General features: G+C 61.9%; 22 protein-coding genes and 1 tRNA gene. 11 read left to right on the plus strand and 12 right to left on the minus strand.

The annotated features are described in order from the left end of the window. Positions 1-108: 108 nt before the first annotated feature. Together N6L27_RS14160 and N6L27_RS14165 are read right to left on the minus strand one after the other, a co-directional pair. Positions 109-1,143: an ACP S-malonyltransferase gene (locus N6L27_RS14160; RefSeq protein ID WP_271907945.1), complete on the minus strand. Its 1,035-nt coding sequence runs from the start codon at positions 1,141-1,143 to the stop codon at positions 109-111. Then, positions 1,140-3,329, minus strand: a complete 2,190-nt coding sequence (locus N6L27_RS14165) for a dehydrogenase E1 component subunit alpha/beta (RefSeq protein WP_271907946.1) — start codon at positions 3,327-3,329, stop codon at positions 1,140-1,142. The genes N6L27_RS14160 and N6L27_RS14165 overlap by 4 nt, the downstream gene beginning before the upstream one ends. Here N6L27_RS14165 and N6L27_RS14170 point away from each other — a divergent pair. The 10 genes from N6L27_RS14170 to N6L27_RS14215 all read left to right on the plus strand — a co-directional run bounded on the left by N6L27_RS14170 (position 3,306) and on the right by N6L27_RS14215 (position 10,869). Further along, the gene (locus N6L27_RS14170) at positions 3,306-3,539 is read left to right on the plus strand and encodes a hypothetical protein (protein ID WP_271907947.1); all 234 of its coding nucleotides are present in this window, start codon (positions 3,306-3,308) and stop codon (positions 3,537-3,539) included. The genes N6L27_RS14165 and N6L27_RS14170 overlap by 24 nt on opposite strands. A gap of 42 nt (positions 3,540-3,581) precedes the next feature. After that, positions 3,582-3,668 (plus strand) — tRNA-Leu (locus tag N6L27_RS14175). A gap of 369 nt (positions 3,669-4,037) precedes the next feature. Continuing rightward, on the plus strand, positions 4,038-5,879 hold the full coding sequence (locus tag N6L27_RS14180) for a M10 family metallopeptidase C-terminal domain-containing protein (RefSeq protein WP_271907948.1): 1,842 nt from the start codon (positions 4,038-4,040) through the stop codon (positions 5,877-5,879). A 173-nt stretch (positions 5,880-6,052) separates the two neighbouring features. After that, positions 6,053-6,667 (plus strand): ribonuclease D, encoded by a 615-nt coding sequence (locus tag N6L27_RS14185; protein WP_271907949.1) that lies wholly within the window; start codon positions 6,053-6,055, stop codon positions 6,665-6,667. After that, positions 6,664-7,632 carry a KpsF/GutQ family sugar-phosphate isomerase gene (locus tag N6L27_RS14190; RefSeq protein WP_271907951.1) on the plus strand — a complete coding sequence of 323 codons (969 nt, stop codon included), beginning with the start codon at positions 6,664-6,666 and terminating at the stop codon, positions 7,630-7,632. The genes N6L27_RS14185 and N6L27_RS14190 overlap by 4 nt, the downstream gene beginning before the upstream one ends. Positions 7,633-7,651: 19 nt before the next feature. After that, positions 7,652-8,251: an LPS export ABC transporter periplasmic protein LptC gene (gene lptC / locus N6L27_RS14195; protein WP_271907952.1), complete on the plus strand. Its 600-nt coding sequence runs from the start codon at positions 7,652-7,654 to the stop codon at positions 8,249-8,251. Positions 8,252-8,254: 3 nt separating this feature from the next. After that, the gene (locus tag N6L27_RS14200) at positions 8,255-8,767 is read left to right on the plus strand and encodes an LptA/OstA family protein (protein WP_271907953.1); all 513 of its coding nucleotides are present in this window, start codon (positions 8,255-8,257) and stop codon (positions 8,765-8,767) included. Continuing rightward, positions 8,767-9,525: an LPS export ABC transporter ATP-binding protein gene (lptB, locus tag N6L27_RS14205; RefSeq protein WP_039184848.1), complete on the plus strand. Its 759-nt coding sequence runs from the start codon at positions 8,767-8,769 to the stop codon at positions 9,523-9,525. The genes N6L27_RS14200 and lptB overlap by 1 nt, the downstream gene beginning before the upstream one ends. Positions 9,526-9,793: 268 nt before the next feature. Beyond that, positions 9,794-10,351, plus strand: coding sequence for a ribosome hibernation-promoting factor, HPF/YfiA family (hpf, locus tag N6L27_RS14210; RefSeq protein ID WP_271907954.1), 558 nt, complete (start codon positions 9,794-9,796; stop codon positions 10,349-10,351). A gap of 53 nt (positions 10,352-10,404) precedes the next feature. Continuing rightward, on the plus strand, positions 10,405-10,869 hold the full coding sequence (locus N6L27_RS14215) for a PTS sugar transporter subunit IIA (RefSeq protein ID WP_260016615.1): 465 nt from the start codon (positions 10,405-10,407) through the stop codon (positions 10,867-10,869). A gap of 318 nt (positions 10,870-11,187) precedes the next feature. Here N6L27_RS14215 and N6L27_RS14220 read toward each other — a convergent pair whose 3' ends face one another. From N6L27_RS14220 to cysQ, 8 genes are all read right to left on the minus strand, one after another. Continuing rightward, positions 11,188-12,624 (minus strand): sulfotransferase family 2 domain-containing protein, encoded by a 1,437-nt coding sequence (locus N6L27_RS14220; RefSeq protein WP_271907955.1) that lies wholly within the window; start codon positions 12,622-12,624, stop codon positions 11,188-11,190. A gap of 6 nt (positions 12,625-12,630) precedes the next feature. Then, the gene (locus tag N6L27_RS14225; RefSeq protein ID WP_271907956.1) at positions 12,631-14,331 is read right to left on the minus strand and encodes a DUF5927 domain-containing protein; all 1,701 of its coding nucleotides are present in this window, start codon (positions 14,329-14,331) and stop codon (positions 12,631-12,633) included. Beyond that, entirely contained in the window at positions 14,328-15,314 is a 987-nt protein-coding gene (locus N6L27_RS14230; protein WP_271907957.1) for a glycosyltransferase family 2 protein, read from the minus strand. Before N6L27_RS14230 ends, N6L27_RS14225 begins: the two co-directional genes overlap by 4 nt. Positions 15,315-15,507: 193 nt before the next feature. After that, on the minus strand, positions 15,508-16,548 hold the full coding sequence (locus N6L27_RS14235; RefSeq protein WP_271907958.1) for a glycosyltransferase family 2 protein: 1,041 nt from the start codon (positions 16,546-16,548) through the stop codon (positions 15,508-15,510). A gap of 2 nt (positions 16,549-16,550) precedes the next feature. Next, a complete protein-coding gene (gene galE / locus N6L27_RS14240; RefSeq protein WP_271907959.1) occupies positions 16,551-17,534 on the minus strand; it encodes a UDP-glucose 4-epimerase GalE in 984 nt (327 codons plus the stop codon). Positions 17,535-17,583: 49 nt separating this feature from the next. Beyond that, positions 17,584-18,477, minus strand: a complete 894-nt coding sequence (gene galU, locus N6L27_RS14245; protein WP_271907961.1) for a UTP--glucose-1-phosphate uridylyltransferase GalU — start codon at positions 18,475-18,477, stop codon at positions 17,584-17,586. 178 nt (positions 18,478-18,655) lie between these two features. Next, the gene (locus tag N6L27_RS14250; RefSeq protein WP_271907962.1) at positions 18,656-19,456 is read right to left on the minus strand and encodes a 3-deoxy-manno-octulosonate cytidylyltransferase; all 801 of its coding nucleotides are present in this window, start codon (positions 19,454-19,456) and stop codon (positions 18,656-18,658) included. Continuing rightward, a complete protein-coding gene (cysQ, locus tag N6L27_RS14255) occupies positions 19,456-20,253 on the minus strand; it encodes a 3'(2'),5'-bisphosphate nucleotidase CysQ (protein ID WP_271907963.1) in 798 nt (265 codons plus the stop codon). Before cysQ ends, N6L27_RS14250 begins: the two co-directional genes overlap by 1 nt. Positions 20,254-20,364: 111 nt before the next feature. Between cysQ and N6L27_RS14260 the strand changes: the two genes are divergently transcribed. Beyond that, a complete protein-coding gene (locus N6L27_RS14260) occupies positions 20,365-21,186 on the plus strand; it encodes an ABC transporter permease (protein WP_271907964.1) in 822 nt (273 codons plus the stop codon). A gap of 265 nt (positions 21,187-21,451) precedes the next feature. Here N6L27_RS14260 and N6L27_RS14265 read toward each other — a convergent pair whose 3' ends face one another. Beyond that, complete coding sequence (locus N6L27_RS14265) at positions 21,452-22,099, minus strand: alpha-ketoglutarate-dependent dioxygenase AlkB family protein (protein ID WP_271908146.1); 648 nt, start codon at positions 22,097-22,099, stop codon at positions 21,452-21,454. Then, on the minus strand, positions 22,059-23,159 hold the full coding sequence (locus N6L27_RS14270; RefSeq protein WP_271907966.1) for an acyltransferase family protein: 1,101 nt from the start codon (positions 23,157-23,159) through the stop codon (positions 22,059-22,061). Before N6L27_RS14270 ends, N6L27_RS14265 begins: the two co-directional genes overlap by 41 nt. Positions 23,160-23,303 lie beyond the last annotated feature (144 nt).

The following is a 23,303-nucleotide window of genomic DNA, read 5'->3' on the forward strand; positions in this document are numbered from 1 at the left end:
TCTCAGCCTCCCCTTCGGCACTGCCCCCAGGGCAGTGCCGTGCCCAAGGCTGCTTTGCCGGTATCTGTGATGCAGGCAAAAGGCACGGGAGCCCCTCCCGCCGCTCGATCAGCCCGCCGCCAAGGAGCGCTGCCCCGCATCGCCCATCGAGACCAGCAGCGGCGCCTCCGCCTGCCGCGCCTTGAAATCCGCCTTTCCGGCCATCCCATGCCAGCCTGCCTGCACCAGAGATTGCGCAACCGCGCCGCCCAGCGTTGTGCCCGGACCAGTCACGATGAACAGGTCCGGCGCAAACTCATAAGCTGCATTCTGCACCGCGCGGGTGAAATCATAGGTCTCCACAACCTGATGACCCAAAGTGTAATCCCACAGGGCCTGCGTATCCGTGGCACCCGGCCACCAGATCTGCCCGCGCCCGTCGACCAGCGGCACATCCGGCTGGGTGAACATCTCCGCCCCCAGCTGCTTACGCCCCTCCGCCGCAACCGGCGCCTGCAGGCGTGTGTGAAATGCCGCGTGGTTTGCCAGCCGCATTGGGAAACGTTCCTCCACCACTGGCACTGCGCCCTCAAACGCCGCCAGCCCGGCCTCGTTTCCGGCCAGCACCAGCATCCCGCCCAGATCAATCGACAGCGCCAGGTCATGCCCCTCGCGCGCAGTGATCTCTGCCGCCAGCGCCAGCAGCTCCGCCTTGCGCACAGGGTTGTTCAACCAGTCCGCTCCGGCAAAGGGATAGACCAGCTGGCCGCCGATCAGCTGGTCCTGCATCAGCGTGCCCATGGTGTTCACCACCTTGAACCCGTCCGTTGCGCTCAGCGCCCCGCCAGCCGCCAGCGCAATATACCAGCCCATTGAGTTGCCGGTGACTGCAACCACCTCGATATCCTCAGCCAGGGACTGCGCATCCGCCAATGCGGACGCATAGATCAGCGGCGAGGCATTATCCCCGCGCGAATACTTCGACACGGAGAACCGCGCGGCCCCGTCCAGCGCGGTGATCTCTTCCTGCCCGGCGTCCCGGCGCTGCGCGTCAAAGCCCGCAAACAGCGCCGCCTTGTCCGCGTGGTGGCGGTGCAGATAGCCCAGCTCCGCCTTGTTGTAGGTGCCCCGGCCGGGGCAAATCAAAACGGCGGTGCGGGTCATAACTTGCCTCCTGCCAGCTTCAACGCAGCCGAAACAATGCTATCCTTCGACGGCAGCGTCGCACCATAGGCCGGCCCGGTTGCAATAAAGCAATCGCTGGCGGCGATCCGAGCCGTTGGAGTATCATTCTGTTCTGCAAACAGCGCCATCAGCGCTTCCGACTGGCTGCCGGTGATGCGGCATTCATCAACGATCAGAACGTTCTTGCAGCCCTCAACAGCCTCCAGCAATGCCGCCTCCGGCAGGGGCGCCAGCCAGCGCAAGTCCACAATTCGCGCATCCACGCCCTGCGCCGCCAGTTCGGCCTGCGCCTGGGCCGACAGGTAACGCCCATTGCCATAGGTCACGATGGCCAGATCGCTGCCCTCCCCATGCACGCCAACCTCCCCCAAGCCGATTTGCCGGTCCGGCGAGGGATAGCTCCGCATCCAGCCGCCATCCTTGGCCTCATGCAGGTCCCGCATCGGATAAAGCGCGATGGGTTCGACAAAGACCACCACCCGCTGTTCCTCGCGCGCCAACCGCACCGCCTCGCGCATCATCATCGCGGCCTCCGCCCCGTCCGACGGGCAGGCAATCACCAGCCCCGGAATGTCGCGCAGCACCGCCAGCGAGTTGTCGTTGTGGAAATGGCCGCCAAACCCCTTCTGATACCCCAGCCCTGCAATCCGCAGCACCATCGGGTTCGAAAACTGCCCGTTGGAGAAAAACGGCAGCGTCGCCGCCTCGCCGCGCAGCTGGTCCTCGGCGTTGTGCAGATAGGCGAGGAACTGGATTTCCGGGATGGGAAGGAAACCGTTGTGCCCCATGCCAATCGCCAGCCCCAGGATCGACTGCTCGTCCAACAGCGTGTCGATCACCCGGTCTGGCCCGAACCGCTGCTGCAATTTCTGGCTGACGCCGTAGACCCCGCCCTTGCGGCCCACGTCCTCGCCCATCATGACGATCTCGCCGTGCTCCAGCATCAGGTCGGTCAGCGCCCAATTGATCAGGCGCGACATCGGCTGCGGCTCCTCCATCGCCCGCATGTCGCTGCCGAACGCCTCTGTGCGCGCTTCGGCACTGGGGCCGTTGGTGGGCGCGCACTCCCGCTTGGGCGGGATCAGGCTGGCCGCCACATCGTCAGCCGTTTTCAGATGCGGCCGTGCCACCGCCTCAGCCCGGATCCGCTCCACCCGCGCGCAGGTCTCTTGATAAATCTTCAGCGCCCCGGCCGGCTTCAATGCCCCGGCCTCATCCAGCAGCCGCACCGAATGCAGCAGCGGATCGTTGGCCTCATCCGCCTCCACCTCTGCCTTGGCCATATATGTGGTCGGCACATCCGCCCCGGCATGGCCATACAGGCGCACGGTGCGTAAATGCAGGAACGCCGGCTTCTTGCGGGTTCGAACATACTCCGCCGCCTCCTGCGCCACAGCAAAGGCGTTATAGATATCCAGCCCGTCTGCCTTGAAATACTTGATGCCTGGCCGCCCGGCCATTGAGGTCTCGATCCAGCCCTTTGGCGTCTTGGTCGAAATACCGATGCCGTTGTCCTCGCAGACAAACAGCAACGGCAGCGGCGTCGACTGCACGGAGGTCCAGCCCGCGGTGTTGATCGCGCCCTGCGCGGTCGAGTGGTTGGCTGAGGCATCTCCGAAGGAACACATGACAATGGCATCCTCCGGCAGCATCTGATGCTCTGGCTGGTGCCGCTTGGCGGCACCGATGGAATAGGCCGCGCCCACTGCCTTGGGCAGATGCGAGGCAATGGTCGAGGTTTGAGGCGGGATCATCAGCGCCTTGGATCCCAGCACCTTGTGCCGCCCGCCAGAGGTCGGATCTTCGCTGGAGCAGGCAAAGGATAGCAGCATGTCCCAAGCAATCCGCTGCCCCGGCACCTGATCGGCACGGGCGATCTGAAAAGCCGCATCACGGTAGTGCAGGAACGCCATGTCGGTGGGGTGCAGCGCACGGGCCACCGCCGCCATCCCCTCGTGCCCGGAAGAGCCGATGGTATAGAACCCCTGCCCCGCTTTCTGCATGTCGCGGCTGGTCAGATCCAGCGCCCGGCTCAGGACCTGCGCGCGGAAGGCGGAAACTGCTTCGGCTGCGGCCAGCGGCCCGGCTGGTGCAGCGCCTGCAGGCAGATTCCCGGCCTTGACCCGGTCCAGGAAATTCTGATGCACGATCTGAGCGCGGTCCATGCGGCCTCCTTACGCTGGCTGACCGTGCCTTTATCCGCGAAACCGGAACTTGAAGCCAATGAGATTGCGCACTGGCATCATTCCAAAACGGAATGCCAGACCCGCCAATCAGTCCGGATTTTCACTCAAAGCCTTAAAGCGCCGCACTTAAGCCAAACGCAGCAATCCAATGCTCAACCACAGTTGGCTCTGCCCGCCTTTTCCGTTTGACGGCCTTGGCGAACCATCTTATACGCCCTCCCCACGACACCTGCCCAGGTGGCGGAATTGGTAGACGCGCTAGCTTCAGGTGCTAGTGTCCGTATGGACGTGGAGGTTCGAGTCCTCTCCTGGGCACCATCCCCCTTTCAACATTCTGTTTCCTTTTGCGAACCAAAAAGCGCAAGCAGTTGTTTTCACCTGCTTTTGCCGCCAATCGCAACCATTTCACGCAACGTTCGCGCCACATTCCCGCAAAAGTAAGATCAGCCGGGCTTTCATAGACTCTTTATAAATGGTTAAAGCGCAAAGATTGCAGGCGCAAAAGAGTCGCCACCAATAGTTGTTTTAACAGTTCAACGTTTCCCAGTACGTCGAAGGCAAACAGGAAGATAATTTATGTGTTTAGATTGCATTGAACGTTCCGCATCCGATGGTCAGGACAATGTCAATTCTGCCAGAATTGTTGAAATCTCGGACGCCGGGCATGGAACCTGGACCTCATACCGCATGTCCCCCGGTGACACGTTCGAAGGCACACTTTCCAGTGACGGAGACCGGGACTGGGTCGCCATCACTCTGACGGCGGGTGAAACATACGAAATTGAACTGAGCGGCGCAGCCGGCGGCGGCGGCACTTTGATCGACCCCTACCTGCGGCTTTACAATAGCCAAGGCAGCCTTGTCCGAAGCGACGACGACGGCGGTCCAGGTTATGATTCCGCGATAACCTTTACAGCGTCATCCAGCGGCACTTACTACATCAGTGCCGGCGCATACTCCGACAGTTATTCTGGCAGTTACACGATCTCAACCGATGTGGATGAACCTGCACAGTACGGATCGCTGAGTGACCTGGCCGGCTATCTGACAGATGGCTATTGGGAAGACAGCGGCCGGACTGGCCGCAGCTTCGACACTTCGGGCAGCAATGTCATTACCGTCAACCTGACTGGGCTGACCGCAGAAGGCCAGCAGCTCGCACGCTGGGCCCTGGAGGCCTGGGAGATGGTCGCAAACATCGAGTTTTCCGAAACCACCGGCAGCGCGGACATCACGTTTACCGACGACGAAAACTATGAAACTGCATATTCAACCTCCGAAGTCGCAAACGGCGTAATCACATCATCAATAGTGAACGTCTCGCTTCCTTGGTTGAATTTCTATGGCACCAGTATCGATAGCTATTCTCTTCAGACTTACATTCACGAGGTCGGCCACGCACTTGGGCTCGGACACCAGGGCGACTACAACGGCACCGCGACATACGGGTCCAGCGAGGAATTCACAAACGACAGCTGGCAGCTGTCAATCATGTCCTATTTCAGCCAGACAGATAACACCAGCGTGGACGCAAGCTATGCTTATCTGCTGACACCGATGATGGCAGATATCATTGCCATTCAGGAACTGTACGGCGCACCAGGAAGCGGAGCGGCAACTGCCGGAGATACTGTCTGGGGTCCGGGCTCAACCCTGCCCGGCACCCTTGGCGATCTGTTTGGCGACCAGAATAATATTCAGGGCAACGCCGTTGCCTTTACTGTCTATGACCAGGGCGGCACAGACACTCTGGATGTCAGCAGCTATGACGAGGCAAGCCGTATCGACATGCGCCAAACCCAGTTCTCCGATGTTGGAGGGCTGACAGGAAATGTCGGCATTGCCCGCGGAACCATTGTCGAAAACCTGATCACAGGATCCGGCAACGATACTGTGATCGGCAACGATGTCTCCAACACTATCCACACCCATGACGGCAATGACATTGTCCGGGGCAGGATCGGCCACGACCGGATTTATGGCGGCAACGGCAATGACAGTCTGTATGGCGACCTGGGCTGGGACCGTTTGTTCGGCGGCAGCGGCAACGACCAGCTGACCGGCGGCGATGGCGGCGACCGCCTGTACGGCGGCAATGAATACGACTTGCTGGCGGGCGGAGAAGGCACCGACTGGCTGTATGGTGGCAACAACAATGACCGCATGTATGGCGGCGGCGGCAACGATCAGCTGTACGGCGGCTGGGGCCGGGATCAGCTCTACGGCGGGAACGGTGACGATCTCCTGAACGGCGGGTTCGGCAGGGATGTCATGGCGGGCGGGTTCGGCCACGACACCTTTGTCTTCGCCAGCAACCACGGTCATGACCGCATTCTGGACTTCAGCACCAATTCGAGTGCCGAACGTATCGACCTGTCCCGCATTTCACAGATCGAAGATTTTGACGATGTGCTGGCTAATGCAACCACCACTGCAGATGGTGTGTTGATCACGACAGGCGCAAACGGCAGCATCCTGCTCGAAGATGTGCAGATCAGCAGCCTTGCTGCGGATGACTTCATCTTCTGACCGGCTGCCGGCATAACTTCTGCACGGGACAGGTTTGTTTGTGTGCCGTGCAGGAGTCTTCAGGGATTCTTAGGACCCTTTGCCGTTTTTGAGGGCACAGTTGAGTTTGCAGGCCAAAGCGCCTATTTCCTCTGCAACAGCCCCGGTGCGGTGAATATCAAAAGGGAATTCCAGTGGCCAATTACCTGTACAAGAACGACCTGCCCGACGGGGTGGATCTCGGCCCCGTTGTCGCCATTGACTGCGAGACCATGGGTCTGAACCCGCACCGCGACCGCCTCTGCGTGATCCAGATGTCCGGCGGCGACGGCAATGCTCATATTGTTCAGGTGGAAAAAGGCCAGACTGGGGCTCCCAACCTGTGCCGGATGCTGGAAGACCCGAATGTTCTGAAGCTGTTTCATTTCGGCCGCTTCGACATTGCTGCGATGTACCACGCTTTTGGCGCCCTGGCTGCACCGGTTTACTGCACCAAGATCGCCAGCCGCCTGGTGCGCACCTACACTGACCGCCACGGGCTGAAGAACCTGACACAGGAACTCTTGGGCATCGACATCTCCAAGCAGCAACAGATGAGCGATTGGGGCGCAGAGGAATTGACCGAGGCGCAGCTCGACTATGCGGCTTCCGACGTCCTGCACCTGCACAAGCTGCGCGACGCACTGGACAAGCGCCTGGCCCGCGAGGGACGCACCGAAATGGCTCAGGCCTGTTTTGATTTCCTCCCCATGCGCGCCAAGCTGGATCTTGCCGGCTGGCCCGAAATTGACATCTTCGCCCACTCATGACCGATACAGAAAAATTCCTCGTCACCGCCCGGCAGGTGATCACCGATGAGGCCAATGCGCTGAACAGCCTGGCCGAAGGTCTTGACGAACGCTTTGCCGAAGCTGTGCAGCTGATCCTGCAAGCCAAGGGCCGTATCATCGTCAGCGGTATCGGCAAGTCCGGCCATATCGGCCACAAAATCGCAGCGACACTGGCCTCAACCGGCACCCCCGCCTACTTCGTGCATCCGGCTGAGGCCAGCCACGGCGATCTCGGCATGCTGTCCGAAGGCGATGTGGTGCTGGCGATCTCTAACTCGGGCGAGGCACCGGAACTGGCCAACCTGCTGGCCTTCACCCGCCGTTTCGCCATCCCCTTGATAGGCCTGTCCAGCAAGATGGACAGCACCCTGATGAAACAGGCGGACGTGCACCTGCAAATCCCCTCGATGGGCGAGGCCTGCGGCTTTGGCATGGTGCCCTCGATCTCCACCACGCTGACGCTGGCAATGGGCGACGCCCTGGCAATCGCGCTGATGAAGCACCGCGATTTCCGCCCGGAAAACTTCCGCGATTTCCACCCGGGCGGCAAACTCGGCGCCCAGCTCAGCAAGGTGCGCGACCTGATGCATGCGGACGGCGCGCTGCCGCTTGTCTCTGAATCCACCCCGATGGCAGACGCACTGATCGAAATCAGCCAAAAGGGTTTCGGCGTTGCAGGCGTTGCCGCCGCCGATGGCGCGCTGGCCGGCATCATCACCGATGGCGACCTGCGCCGCCATATGGACGGGCTGCTGAACAAAACCGCGGCCGAAGTGATGACCGCGGACCCTGCCACAATTGCTCCCGGCGCCATGGCGCAGGAGGCGGTTGCGGTGATGAACCAGCGCAAGATCACCTGCCTGTTTGTGGTTGACCCGGAGAAAGGAAGAAAGGCCGAAGGCCTGCTGCATATCCACGACTGCCTGCGGGCTGGGCTGGGCTAACAGAGGCGCGGAGCAGGGCATGGACAGCCATTCAAGAGCCGTCGCATATCTCAAGGTGCTGCTGCCGCTGGCAGCACTTGTTCTGCTGTCGACTTTGTTCCTGATCTCGCGCGGAGTGAACACGGACGCAGTGATCCCCTTTGCGCAAAAGGAAATCGAGGACCGGATGAGAGGCCAGCTGGTCACCGCTCCCTACTTTTCCGGCACCACCGCAAATGGCGACGAGATTCTTGTGACCGCCTCTACCGCACGCCCTGGCCGGAACGGCGCGCCAGCGATAGCCAGCGAAATGTCCGCGGAGATCCATTTGGCGGAGGGCGGCAAGATCACGCTGGCCTCCGAAACCGGAGCCATCAATCCGGCCCAGGACACCGCCCGCTTTACCGGAAATGTGATCATCACCTCGGCCGATGGCCTTGTTGTCGAGACTGAGGAGCTGAATTCTATTCTCAGCGGATTGTCGGCCCACAGCCCGGGGCCGGTCCGCGCGACCGGCGACATCGGCGTGCTGACGGCAGGCAACATGCAGATCGAGTCAAAAACTGACGGCGGCCCGGTCCATATGCTGTTCAAAAACGGGGTGAAGCTGCTATATCAACCCCAGCAACCGGAAAGATAACCTGTGTCTTATTTGCGCGCATTGATTTTCTGCCTGCCTCTCGCGGTATTTCCCGGCCTCGCACTGGCGCAAACGGCCTCCGTTGCCTTCGGCGCGGTCAAGGCCGACCCCAGCCTGCCGGTTGAAGTCACCGCTGACAACCTTGCCGTGAACCAGGCCGACGGTTCGGCTGAATTCACCGGCAATGTCTTGATCGTGCAGGGCGTCATGCGGCTGTCCGCCGACACGGTTCTCGTCATCTACAAGACAGCAGAAGAAGGCGGCGGAGAGGCCGGCGTCGAACGCCTGGAGGCCACCGGAAATGTGGTTCTGGTCAGCGGCCCGGACGCTGCCGAGTCTCAGTACGCAGAGTATACCATCGACCGGGGCACGGTCGTGATGACCGGAAACGTGCTGCTCAATCAGGAAAACGGGACCCTCGCCTCTAACCGGCTGGAGGTCAACCTCACTTCCGGAACCGCGCAGATGGCCGGCCGCGTGAAAACCATTCTCAATCCGAACGGCGGCAGCAACTGATGGCGAAACCAGACCTGAAAGTGACGGAAGGCTCCTCCGGGCTGCGCATTGAACGGCTGCGCAAATCCTACCGCAAGAAGGTGGTGATCCGGGACGTCTCCCTGTCTTTGAACCGGGGTGAGGTTGTGGCCCTGCTTGGTCCCAACGGCTCTGGCAAGACCACAAGCTTCTACACGATTGCCGGCCTGGTGTTTCCCGAAGCGGGCACCGTCACCATTGACGGCCAGAACGTGACCGGCCTGCCGATGTACCGCCGTGCGCGCCTCGGCATCGGCTATCTCCCGCAGGAAATGTCGATCTTCCGCGGATTGTCGGTTGAGGATAACATCTCTGCCGTTCTGGATATCTCGCAAAAGCACGAGCACAAACGCCGCGAGCGGCTGGAAGAACTGCTGTCGGATTTCTCGATCGAACACCTGCGCCGCGCACCGGCGCTGGCGCTGTCGGGCGGTGAGCGCCGCCGGGTCGAAATCGCCCGCTGCCTGGCGGCCAACCCGAAATACCTTCTGCTCGATGAGCCTTTCGCCGGCGTCGACCCGATTTCCGTCGGGGACATCCGCCACCTGGTGGCAGACCTCAAAAAGCGCGGCATCGGGGTACTGATCACCGACCACAACGTGCGCGAAACACTGGAAATCGTCGACCGCGCCTATATCCTGCACGACGGCCAGGTGCTGATGTCCGGCAGCCCCGAAGAGGTGGTGGAAAACGAGAACGTCCGCCGTGTCTACCTCGGCGACAACTTCCGCATTTCCTGACCCTTTTCACGCCTCCGCGGCAGCAAATAACTGCTGAAAACCGGGGCTTCTTTTTTCGCGTTGTCCATTGACTCTCCCGCTGTCTTGCCGTCGAATTGATCCATGGCATACGCGCAGTCCGATGCAGTCCGAACAACAGCCTTGGCGACAAGGCCCGGACCGATGCAACCGGACGGCTGGCCTGCCCCCCGGTTCCGGACCTGACGTGACACCGCCAAGGATTGCCTTGGCGGCGGGCCCGGCCGCAATAAATTGTGAAGGAGATCACATGCGTTACAAAATCAGCGGCAAACAGATCGACATCGGCGAGGCTCTGCAGGTTCATGTGCAGAACGAGCTGGGTTCGGCCGTACAAAAATACGCCGAGCGCCCAACCGACGCGACTGTGGTCTTTTCCCGTTCAGCGCATGAATTTGTGTGTGAAGCAACCGTCCACCTGTCGACCGGGCTGAGCGCGCAGGCGAAAGCCCACGAAACCGAAATCTATGCTGCCTTCGACGCTTGCTGCGAGAAAATGGAAAAGCAGTTGCGCCGCTACAAGCGCCGCCTGAAAGATCACCACAAGGATCGCAGCGAGCCGGTTGAACATCTGGGCGCCAACTCGTATATCCTCGCCTCTGAGGAAGCGGATTCTGAGCCGGACTCGCTGCAGCCGATCATCGTCGCCGAAATGGAGACCCGTATCCCCTCCCTGTCTGTCGGGGAAGCGGTGATGCAGATGGAACTGGCAGGCGCACCGGTACTGGTCTTCCGCAATGAAGGCAAAGACGGATTGAATGTGGTCTACCGCCGCGACGACGGCAACATCGGCTGGATCGATCCGTAAACACACCTAAGGCATCGGCGCCCCCGAACGGGGCGCCGGAACGGAGCAGACACATGCAGATTTCCAGCATCCTCAAGCCAGAGGCCGTCCGGGTTATCGGTGCGGTCTCCAGCAAGAAGCGCTTGTTCCAGGAAATCGCGGATGTCGCTCAGGCCGCCTACGGGCTGGACGCGCAGCCCACGGTCGAGGCTTTGCTGGACCGCGAGAGCCTTGGCCCCACCGGCGTCGGCCACGGCGTCGCCCTGCCGCATGCCCGGCTTGAGTCCATCAGCGAGGTCTGCGGCACGTTCCTGATCCTGGAAAAACCGCTGGAGTTCGGCGCGGTCGACCGCCAGCCGGTTGATATCGCCTTTGCCCTGTTCGCGCCCGAAGACGCCGGCGTCGAGCACTTGAAAGCACTGGCGCTGGTGTCGCGCACCCTGCGTGAACAGAGCTTCTGCACCAAGCTGCGCGCCAATCACGATCCGGCCACACTCTATACCATTCTGACCGAAGGCCAGTCCGTCCAGGCCGCCTGAGGCAGCAAGCAGCATCTGCTGGTCCCCACAGCCTCTCTTCCCCGGCACTTCGCATCTTTGCAGCCGGAAATTCTCCCGCCCGTCATCGGCTGCCTGACGGCAGCGCTCTTCCCGTTGGGTCACGCCCGGCCACGCGGCCTGCGGCCCCGGCCGGGCAGCGCCGCTCTCTTTTTCACGTGTCTGCCTGAGAGCTGCCGTAGCCTCGGCAGGCCAGCGCCGCACCCCGTGCGGCGCCCGGCCCAAGGCCGTTGCGGCTGTTCAGCCCGCTGAACATCCGGCGGGCGCGGGAGCCCCCGTTTTTTTGGCCGTCGCGCAGGGTCAGCCTTGCTGCCAGGGACCGAAGCCGAAGGCCAGGTAATCGCGCTGATAGACTGAGGCAATCAGCGCTTCCAGCTCCGCATCATAGATATCCGCCAGCGTAAAAGGCGCCTCCGGCTTGGTCTCCGGGACCGCCCCCGGCTCCATCCGGCCCAGCTTGCGGGCCAGCGCGGGCAGGTCTTCGCCCATCTCCTCCTCGCGGATCAGCAGATCCGGGGTGCCCAGTTCGGCGAATCCGGCCAGTGCCTGGGCTTGGGTTGCCCACTCCGCATCCAGCCGCACCGGGGTTTGCCCGGCAAGGCTGGCGCGCACAAACTCCAGAAACCCGGCAAAGGCCTCGCGGTGCTGGGCACGCGAATAGCCGGCGCCTGGCCCCTCCTCCGGAATGGGCAGTTTGAACTGCCGCCGCAGGGTGTTGCGGATCTGCCCGTAACTGCCCGCGCCTGCATTCAGGATCCGCCGGCAGAATACAGCATGCGCCCGCGCCGCAGGATGGCGGAGCACGGTGAAACTGCGAAACCCCTTGTTGCGCCGTTTCCACTGGCGCAGCTGCTTCTGGTTCATACCCTGAATCAGGCTTTCCGGCGCCACCTGGTCCAGTCCGGCCATCCACTGCACCACGCCTGCCTCCGGCCCGCCCCTCACCGGCAGATACAAGAGCGGCGTCACCGCCCCCGCCACGTAGCCCGGCACCGCCGGGCCGCGGCGCGGTTCGAAATTCGGGGTCCGCGTCAGATTGAACCGGTCCATACCGGCCAGCGCTTCCTCCATCTCGTCAGGATTGGCCACCTTGGCCAGCACCGGCGCCGGGTTCTGCCGCTTGAGACTTCCGTCAAGCACCTCCAGTTGCTGCGGAACGCCCAGCCAGCGGGCCAGACCGTTCATCACTTCAAGGCTCTGCAAGTCTTCGTAGGCCACGTAAAACGCCGTTTGCCCCAGCGCCTGCAGCCGGTTCAGGAGGCGGACCTGGAACTCCTGCAGCGCCTCCACGTGGGCCGCGAACTCCGCCGCGTCAAACCGCGCCTTGGCGTCCTTGCGCCGCTTCACATCAGTCAGTTTCCACTGGCCGGTTTCCTGGGCGATCTTCCACGAGACATAGCTGTCGAGCGGGTTGCGGGTCAGGATCACCTTGGCGCAGCGCGGATCCTCCAGCATCAGATCCAGCACCCGCGGGTCGTGATCGTGGAAGTAGCGAAAGCCACCCAGAACGCCTGGCTCTGCCTTGATTTCCTGGATCAGCCGCGCCGGATCGGCGTCCCGCATCGCCTGGGTCACGCCCAGGATTTCTGTACTGTTCGGGTAGCCGATGAAATGCGGGTTAAACGCCTCTCCATGGCATGCCAGCCGGTCGAAGGCGTTCAGGTTGCTTTCCAGGAAATTGGAGCCGGTCCGCATTTCGGCGAAGACGGTGAAGTAATCAAAGGAGGGTTCAGACATAATGGATTATCGCACCAGATAAGGTTTGCGCTGCGGCTTGGACGGGCTGGCAGGGCTGTGCTCGACCGGAAAGTCGCCCATCAGATATGGGTGCATGCCCTGGTTCTTCAAATTCTGCAGAAACTGCCCGAAGCCTTCAAGATCCACCATCCTGGGGGCTTCGCTCAAATGCCGCGCGGACAGCGGTCCGATTTCGTCGATGATGGTCTGCAAGGGCTCCATCGGCGCTTCGACAAACTCCGCCATGGTCCAGATCCGCACCCGTGCCTTGGTCCATTGGGAGCGCAGGATCTGCAATTGGTCCGCCTCTCTCTGCTGCAGCCTGGCCGCCTCCTGTCGCAGTTCCGCGAAACTGCGGCTGGACTTGAACAGCGGAATCGCCCAGGCACCGCTGATGACCGAGACCTGCGCGTTGGTATCCCGCGCCACCAGCCAGTTCACCGCCTGATTGCTGCGCGGTCCGAACTGAAAGCACTGACGCTCACCTCGGGTGTTCCAGATCAGGCTGGTAAGAAAGCTTTCCGGGTTATAGTCGCGCAACCCTGCGCTGCCGTTCAGGCAGCCGTTGATCAGGCTCTGCCCTTCACAGAATTCCGCCCCCTCCGGTGCAAAGATATGCCCGTGCACCTTGCTGCCGGTCGTGCGTGCCAGCCAGGTTTCGAAATCTTCAAACAGCTCGGAAAAGCCCTGAAAAACCGAATAGGGGCTAGAAGTGACCCCGTTCTCTGAGCCATGGCCGGGAAACCGGCTCTGCATATAGAGACCGGGCCGTCCGCGGGTGCGCCGCTCCACCGCCTTGGCAAAGATCCGGTCGATCTTGCCGGGGTTCGGTTCCGTCCGCTTCATCACCCCTGCCTGATCGCTCAGAAAGGCCTGATACAGCCGGTCGGCATGCGGCCAGATCTTGCGCGCTACAAAACAGTCCGAGCGGCGCAGAAGCTGCAGATGATCGTCGTAGAAGATATGCGGCTTGCCCTGGAAGTCGAACTTGCTCAGCGTCAGGGAGCGGCTTTCAATGTTGCCCGAGTCCTGCCGCACCAGGGTCTGAAAGTAGCTTTCATCCGGGATCCAGACCTTGCGGAAATAAGCGTCATAGGCAGGGCGTTCCGGATCCTGCAGGATCGCCGCCAGGGTCTTGCGTGTGAGGCACCACCACTGGCTGCCCATATGCGGCACCAATCCTGAGGGGATCCGCCGCTTGAACCGCAGCTTGCGCTGCAACGCCACGTAACGGTCGAACAAGTAGCGGTGCCGCTTCCAGGAAAACGGGAACCGCAGCGTGAACCGCTCATGGCTGAGGCCGCCGACAATCCAGGGCACGTCGGCAGTGGTGGCGCTTTCAATGAAATCGGTATCCGGGCGCGCAGCCAGGTAATCGGCCAGTTCCTGCACCGGCCTCAGCGGCAGGCAGGAGCCGGAGGCCAGATAGACATGGCGCACATCCGGAAACTCCGCCAGCATCACCTCTGACGCCGATTGCGAGGCCGCGACGATGCCCCAGGTGCCCCATTCGCAGCGGTGGCGGGCTGAGAACCGCACCAGCGGGTTGCCATCCAGTTCCTGGCGGAAGCGGCCGAACACCGCACGGCTGACATTGCGGTCGACATGCAGCACCACCGGACACCCCGCTGCGGTCCAGTGGCGTACCACCTGCGCCGCCCGGTCCAGCGCCGTGTGCACCAGCATGACCACACCGACCGAATTCATGCCCAATTCCCTTTGGACATCAGCCCCAGGATCTCAAGCTGACGCCAGTTGATGTATTTCTCGCTCCACTTGCACCACAGTTCCGGCTGCTCTGCCAGTTTGGCGGCATAGGCTTTGTATTCTGCCGATCCGCCGTAATGCTGGCCGCGCACCAGCTCCTCTTCGGCCTTGGCAGTGAAGGTGTCCAGAAACTTGGCGTGCAGCAGCATGCCGCTGGCCTTTTCACCGCCATTGGTCTCATACACCTGGTTCAATCCGCGCGGCAGCAGGGAGTGGGTGGAACTGGCATAGGCATAGCGCCGGTGCCATTTGACCAGCGGGATCTTGTTCAGCGCAGGCGCCTTCTTGGGCGCATCGGCAAAGAACACCCGCGCCCGCGGCCCGCCCTGGATCCACAGGTTGCCGTATTCCGGGTTGCGGCTGATGGTGTAATTGCCGCTGTCGAACCAATGGGCGATCTCCAGCGGGTTCTGCCCGGCCTGATACGGCACTTCACTGATCCGGCCCTTGGGGTACACATCCAGCAGCATCGCTGAGAAGCTGCGGATTGCCGAATTGTCCAGCCAGTCCGTCAGCGCCCGGATCGGCCGAGTGTCGCAGAACGGGTAGATGAAAAACTCATCCGGATCGACCACCAGCACCCAGTGATCATGCGCGTACTTGCGCTTCAGATAGTTCATCCAGTCGATGCCGAAGCCCGCGCGCTTGTAGCTGGCGCTGGTGTGCCACAGCGAGACGTCCTCCATCCCGCGCAGGTACTCCGCCGTGCCGTCGGTCGAGTCATTGTCCACAAACAGGAAATGATCAATGCCCATGCTGCGGTAGTACTGCAGGAAATAGGGCAGCCGGATCTGCTCGTTGCGCATGGTGCAGACCAGCAGGATATCCCTTGGCCGGATCGCCCGGGTGTGGTCCTGCAGCGCGGTCAGCTCACCGGATTTGCGCACCGCGCGGACCAGCCGGCGTTTGCGCCGCAACCGCATCCGGTAAGAATCCCAAAGCCCCACGTTTACTCCAAACCATTTTCCAAGGAGCGCACCCGCCTGCCACGGCCTTCTGGCCATTGGCAAGTTTCCGCTCAATATGTCACGAGCTCAGTGTATTAACAACGGATTTAGAAACGGTTACGCGGGCGCACGGCGCGGCTGCAACAGTCAGGATTTCCCGCCCCCGGCGTCACCAGTCAATTGCTGTCATCAACCCCAAGGCAGCCAGCTGGTCCGGCCCCTGATACCGCACCGCCCCGGCGTGCCACATATCCGGGGCCCCGGTGATCCGGTCATAATAACCGTCAAACAGATGCGGCGTATGAAAATGCTGCTGCCGCTGTTTTTCCGTTGCCGATTTAGAAACAATCTCCGGCAGGAACTTCGTATGCAGCAACACTCCGGAAGGCGCCCTGCCGCCCGGCCCGTCGTACAGCGCATTCATCTGCGGCGGCAGCATGGAATGGGTTGAATTGACGTAAGCATAACGCCGGTTCCATCGTACCAGCGGCAGCTTGTTCAACGTGGGCGAGTGTTCCGGCTGATCAGCGAAAAACATCCTTTCCCGTGCACCGCCCTGAACCCACAGATTGCCCTTCGGCTGCTGCCGCGCCGCCCGGTAGGGGCCATCATCAAACCAGTGCAGCACCTCGCAGGGGTCCTGGCCCGGTGCATAGGTCTGGCTGTCCAGCGGCCCCTTCGGGTACAGATCCAGCATCAAGGCGCCGAACCCCTCACGGCCGACCTGCTCCAGCCGCTGCGTCAGGCCGCTCAGCCCGTGCGCCTCCATCCCGGAATAGATCAGCAGTTCATCCGCATCCACGGTCAGGCACCAGCGCCGGTGGCCGTACCGGATCAGCAGCCAGCCCAGCCAGTCAAGGCCAAAGCGCGTGTCCCGGTAGCTGGCCTGCGTTTGCCACAGGGAGACATCCGGCTGCGCTGCCAGCAGCTCTGCGCTGCCGTCATCGCTGCCATTGTCGACCATCAGGAAATGCGCCGCGCCCAGCCGCCGGTAGTGTTCCAGGAAAAAGGGCAGCCGGGTGCTCTCATTGCGAAGTACGGTAAAGACCAGAACACCCTGCCCGGCGATCTCCCGGGTCCGGTCTGCCACCTTCTGCAGCTGATGGCGCGCGCGCAGTGCCCGCCAAAGCAGCCGTCGCCGCTTCCACCGCAGCCTGTAGGCCCCGGTGAGGCCCAGCGGCGGAAGATCAGGCGCGGCGGTCTGTGCCATTCTCAGCTCTCGTAATGGCCTGTCTTATGCCATTTCCAGGCGTCGGCAATCATCGTTTCCAAGGTGGAGCGATGCGGCTCCCAGCCCAGGTCGGTGACTGCACGGGTGGAGCCGGACACCAGCTTGGTGCAGTCGCCCGCCCGGCGCGGCCCGGTGGTGCAGGGCACTTTCTGCCCCGTCACGGCCTCAGCCTTATCCATCACTTCGCGCACCGAAAACCCGCTGCCGGTGCCCAGGTTGAACACCTGGCTGCCCTTACCGCCCTCCAGCCATTTCAGGCCCAGCACATGCGCGTCCACCAGGTCGCAGACATGCACATAGTCGCGGATGCAGGTGCCGTCCGGCGTGTCATAGTCAGTGCCAAAGATGGTCAGCGCGTCGCGTTTGCCCGCAACCGCATCCAGCACCAGCGGCACCAGGTGGGTTTCGGGGCGGTGAAACTCACCCACCTCTGCCTCAGGGTCCGCACCTGCCACGTTGAAATAGCGGAAGATCACCGACCGCAGACCATGCGCGGCGCCGAAATCCTTCAGGATATCCTCCACTGCGCGCTTGGAGGCGCCATAGGCATTCAGCGGCAACTGCGGGGTGTTTTCATCCAGCACCACATTGTCATGCTCGCCATAGGTGGCGCAGGTGGAGGAGAAGACAAAGTCCAGGCAGCCCGCCGCGACCGCGGCCTCGATCAGGTTGAGCGACCCGCCGGTGTTGTTGGCCCAGTAGCGGCCCGGCTCGCTCATCGCCTCGCCCACCTGGCTGAGTGCCGCAAAATGCATCACCGCAGCGGGCTGATACCTGGCAAACACCTCATCCAGCCGGGCGCGGACGCTCAAGTCGCCCTTCTCAAAGGGGCCGAACTTGACCGCATCCTGCCAGCCGGTCACCAGGTTGTCGTAGGTCACGGGCGTATAGCCCGCCGCCTTCAGCGCCTTGCAGGCATGCGAGCCGATATATCCGGCGCCGCCGGTCACGAGAATATTGGTCACTGTCTCTGCCCCATACACACAAAGCCGCCCCGAAGGGCGGCCCGCGAGGTTACTGCGCGGCCTTGCCGACCTGCGCGATCTCGGTGATGTAGTTCATCAGATCGTCCCGCAGCTCATCGCGCGCCAGCGCAAAGGCCACAGTTGCTTGCAGGAAGCCCGCCTTGGAGCCGCAGTCGAAACGCTGGCCGCGGAAACGGTAGCCGTAGACCGGCACATCCTTTGCAATGTCTTCTGCGATCGCGTCGGTCAGCTGGATCTCTCCGCCGGCACCCTGCTTCATCTTGTTGAGGTTCTTCAGAACCGACGGTGCAAGGATGTAACGGCCGATCACCGCCAGATTCGACGGCGCATCTTCCATCTTGGGCTTCTCGACCATGCCGTTGGCTGCAACCACCTGGCCCATATCGTCCTTCACGTCGAGCACACCGTAGGACGAGGTCTTCTCCGGCGGGACCTCCATCGCGGCAACCATGTTGCCGCCGATTTCCTCATAGGCCTCGACCATCTGCTGCAGGCAGGGCTTCTCTGCCGCGATCACGTCATCCGGCAGGATCACCGCAAAAGGTTCATTGGCGATCAGGCGGCGGGCACACCAGACAGCATGGCCCAGGCCCAGCGCCTTGTGCTGGCGGAGATACGCAATCGCGCCGGATTCCATGTCGGTGCTCTTGAGGATTTCCAGCAGGTCATCCTTGCCCTTCTTGCGCAGTTCCTGCTCCAGAACCGGCGAGTGGTCAAAATAGTCCTCCAGCGCGCCCTTGCCGCGCGAGGTGACAAAGATGAATTCCTTGATCCCGGCAGCACGCGCCTCGTCGATGGCGTATTGCACCAGCGGCCGGTCGACCAGAGTCATGATTTCCTTGGGCACGGATTTGGTTGCAGGCAGGAATCTGGTGCCCAGTCCCGCAACCGGAAAAATCGCCTTGGTTACTTTTTTACGCATGATGTTCTCTCTGTACTCAAATTCCGGGCTGGACGCCTGCACCGGCGTCAGACGCAGCGAAGCTGACGCGCATCATACCCGTCTGTCTCCAAAAAAATGTAAAGCAACTGCCCGCTGCCCCTTGCTGCCGTTCCGGAGCAGCTTTCTGATTGTTCCGTTTCTCATTACCATACTGCACTCACTCGAGCCCCATCTTCTCCATCATGGCTTCCAGCCGCGGCACGTCTTCCGGGTTGTTCAGCTCCCAGAACTCGCGGCCGCGCGCCTCCACCTCAACACACAGCACCTTGCGCCCGTTCTCCAGAAACCGCAGCTGCTCCAGCCCTTCGAGCCGTTCCAGCGGCCCTGTATCCCAATCAGAATACGCCGCCAAAGCATCCGGGCGGTAGGCATAGACGCCGACGTGGTGAAAGACCGGCGTATTTTCGCCATCACCATAAGTCTGACCGCAATAGGGCACCACCTCCTTGGAGAAATAGAGCGCACTATGGTCCGCGGCAAATACTGCTGTGGTGCCACCGACCCGGCCGGCCTTGCGGTCAGCCAGCAGGCTGTTCAGCGTTTCGCCGTTGCAACGCAGCACCGGTGTTGCCAGCCCCATGCCGGGCGCGGCCTTGAGCCCGGCCACCAGATCCTCGACAAACCAATGCGGGGTCAGCGGCGCGTCGCCTTGCAGGTTCACCACGATCTCATAACCGCCGCCCAGCGCCGCATGCGCCTCCGCACAGCGTTCGGTGCCGTTGGCGCAGGATTCCGAGGTCATCACGACCTCAGCGCCAAAACCCTCCGCCGCCTGTTTGATGCGATCGTCATCGGTGGCCACAACCACACGGTCCACGCCCTGCACTGAACAGGCCGCCCGCCACGAGCGCTCCACCAGCGAGCGCTTTTCCCCGCGGGCCCCGGTCAGCGGCACCAGCGGTTTTCCAGGATAGCGGGTGGAGGCATAACGGGCGGGGATGACGATCAGGACGGACATCAGGCTTCCTTCAGTTCCACAGCTGGTGCATAGGCGATGAAGAACGGGTTCGCATAGCCCTCTTTACCGTATTTCAGCGGGGAGTGATCGTCAAAGCGCACCACCTCTCCGCCAGCGCCGGCGAGCACCGCATGGCCGGCCGCGGTGTCCCACTCCATGGTGCGCCCGACTCGCGGATAGAGATCCGCTTCGCCGGTGGCCACCAGGCAGAACTTCAGCGAGGAACCGGCGCTTTTGCTGTCCTTCACGCTGTATTTGCCGATGTAGTCGTCAGTGGCCTGATCGCGGTGCGATTTGGACGCCACCACCATCAGCGCCGAATTGTCGCTGTCGGCGACCCGGATGGGGCGGGTCTCGCCGATGATCTGCGGGTCAAAGGCACCAGTCTCCTCGACCGCGCTGCCATCGGCCAGGGTAAAGAACATCCGCTGCCGCGCCGGCGCATAGACCACGCCCCGGGTCGGCACGCCCTTCTCCACCAGCGCGATGTTGACGGTGAAATCGCCGCGGCGGTGGATGAATTCCTTGGTGCCGTCCAGCGGATCGACGATCAGGAAGGTATCGCCGCGCTCCTTGTGCGAGGCCGCCTGCTCCTCGGTGACCAGCATCATGTCCGGGAATGCTGCCCGCAGCCCCGCCGAGATCAGTGCATCCGCCGCTTCATCCGCTTCGGTCACGGGGCTGTCGTCGGATTTCACCTTCACGTCGAAATCGTCGGAATTGTAGATCTCCATGATCTTCGCGCCGGCCTCGATGGCCAGCTTGCGGATCACGGGCACCAGGTCTTCATAGGTCACGCGGGTCTCCCTGATACGGGTTTAATTGAAAATTTGCCTCTTGCCCCTTATGATCCGCAGACAGCAGAACGGCAAGCAGCCGCATCATATTCGAGCAGAGAACGCAGGTTCATGTTTCAGCAGCGCACACAGCCTTCCTGGATGTCCGGCTTCTTCGCCTTGTGCGAGGTGGTGTTCCATTCGATCGTGCGCAGTGTCCGCTCCAAGCACAACAATGCCTTCATCGCGCTCGGCCTGAACCTGCTGCAGACGATTTTGTTCGTGCTGGCCTTCTACGTCATGTTCGCGGTTCTGGGCCTGCGGGGTGCCGCCCTCCGCGGCGACTTCCTGCTCTATGTGATGTCTGGCGTCTACCTGTTCATGGTCCACACCAAGACTGTCAGCGCTGTTGCCGGCGCCGAGGGCCCCAGCAGCCCGATGATGCAGCACGCGCCGATGAACACGATGGTCGCCCTGCTGTCCGCCGCCATTGGCGCGCTCTACATTCAGGTTCTGTCGCTGATCATCATCCTGTTTGTCTATCACGTCGCCTACACGCCCGTGCACATCGAGGAACCCATTCCCGCCTTCGGCATGGTGCTGCTGTCCTGGATCACCGGGTTCAGCGTCGGGCTGGTGTTCCTGGTGCTGAAACCCTGGGCGCCGAGTTTTGTCAGCATTCTGATGATGATCTACCAGCGCGCCAATATGATTGCCTCGGGCAAGATGTTCCTGGCCAACACGCTGCCCGGCTTCATGCTGGCAATGTTCGACTGGAATCCGCTGTTTCACTGCATTGACCAGGCCCGCGGCTTCGTCTTCATCAACTACAATCCGCACTTCAGCTCCTGGCAGTACGCGGCCTGGGTGGCGCTGGTGCTGATCGTGATCGGCCTGATGGGCGAATTTTACACCCGCCGCAATGTCTCCCTCAGCTGGAACGCGCGGCGCTAGTCCCGGAGAAGTTCTTCAAAATACGGGAGCAGTTCAGCATAGGTGGTTCAGAAGCCGTCCGTACCGAGATGATTGGAAGCACGGTACGCCATGAACAACTCCGCTCTCAATTCCTGGACCGTTTGCCGTGTGCTATGCCGTGCTGCGTCTGCAGCCGCTTTGAATGACCCGTAGTGCGCGTATGCATTGAATTGCTGCGCAAACTCCAAAACCGACTGCCTGTTACCTGGCGAGGGCAGGTCCTCAAAATTCAATTCCTCCGCCATCACGTCACCACCCTGAGCGTCAGATTGATCCGCCCGCCCTTGGGCAAGAGCCGTGACGACTTGAACCGGATCCGGTCCACCCCGTGATAGGTCAGCCGCGCCGCGCCTCCCATCACCACCACGTCGCCCGAGCTCAGCCAGACCGATTCCGTCTTGCCGCCCCGTGTCTGGTTGCCAATCCGGAACAGCCCGTCATCCCCCAGCGAAATGGACACCACGGGAAAGGAAAAATCCGCCTCATCCTTGTCCTGATGCAGCCCCATCCTTGCGCCTTCGCCGTAGTAGTTGAGCAAACAGCACTCGGGCTGCCGTTCCAGCCCGGTCAGCGCACGCCAGATATCCAGCACCTCTGCCGGGATTGCAGGCCACTCCCGCCCCGCGGGATGCCGCTCCGCATAACGGTACCCCTTGGCATCCGAATACCAGCCGAACTGCCCGGCCGAGGTCATCCGCACCGACATCTGCCCGCCGCCGGGCACTTCGGGCGAAAACAAGGGCGCGGCCTTCAGCACCGGGCGAAGGGCATCGATCAAAGCCTGCTGGCGAAGCGGATCGAGGCACTCTTTCCAGACCTGAATCCCCCGAAGAAGCAATGGTTTCGGCCTGTCAGCCAACAGACTGCCGGGCGGGGGGCTGACCGGTTTCATCATTCTCTGCCGCACTCTCCTTGCCCCCGGGCCCTGGCGGGCGGGTCGGGAATTTTTCCTTCAGTGCCGCGATTGGGCGCTCCATGCAATACCACGAAACACTGGCCGCCAGCAGCGAAGCCGCCGACATGATCACGAAGGTCCGCGGCCCGCGTTCATAGAGGCTGCGGTCGCCATAGTGAACCAGAAACCACCACAGCGGCAGGTGATAGATATAAGCGCTGTAGCTGATCCGGTTTACGAACCCCGCCAGACGGCCGCCCAGCAGATACCCGGCAGGCCCCTTGTAACCCTCCCAGGCGCCGGCCACGATCACAGCCAGCGCCAGGATCAGCAGCACACGGTAGACTTGGGTTTGACCAAATCCGGCGCTGAACAGAAGCGGCGACAGCACAAACACGCAGGCAGCAAGCCCGGCAGCGGGCGCGCTCAGGACCCGCCAGACTTCGGGGCGGTTCATGGAAAGGGCCAGCAGCGCACCCGCCGCGATCGAATCGAAACCGACGACAATCCCGGTCCATTTGCTTCCCTCAAGCGCAGCCGCATAAACCACAGCAGGCAGGACCAGCATAACCGCGGTTATTTGAACAGCCCGGCGCAGCGGCAGCAGCAGGATCACCAGCGGCCAGCATGCATAGAACTGCTCCAGCATGTTGAGGCTCCACAGATGCGCAGTGATCCAGGGGTCCCAGCTCCGGTTCAGGAAGGCGTGCAGATTGGTAAGCTGGAAAATGTGCCACGGCAGGCTGCTGCGGATGCCTTCCATGTCTAAGGCGGCAGCAAAGGCAAGCACCAGAAGCAGGGGCGGCAGCAGGCGCAGCGCGCGGCGGATGTAGAAGTTCCGGGCCGTCCGAAAGCGCCCTCCATGCTGGCGCGCCCGCAACAAGATGACAGTAATAAGAAAGCCGCTGACAACAAAGAACAGCGACACCCGGGCATGTTCGATAACCGGAAACTCGTTCCAGAAATGCACATAGAACACACCCAGCATGGCAATCATCCGCAGCCCGTCCACCTGCCTGCGCCTGCCGCCAGCAATTTCTGAAAAGCTTTGTGCCACCGTCTCTTTCCTGCGTGCCTGCGGACTGCGGCCCAGGGCCGCTGCCGGAGCACAAGCTGGGGCAAGAGCCGCCAGGGTCAAATGCAAAAGCCCATCGCTGCGGCAAACACGGCAGATTCAGCAGAATTGGGGCTTGCTGGACAA

It is taken from the genome of Leisingera sp. SS27 (assembly GCF_028368855.1).
In the GTDB taxonomy this organism is placed as follows: Bacteria; Pseudomonadota; Alphaproteobacteria; order Rhodobacterales; family Rhodobacteraceae; genus Leisingera.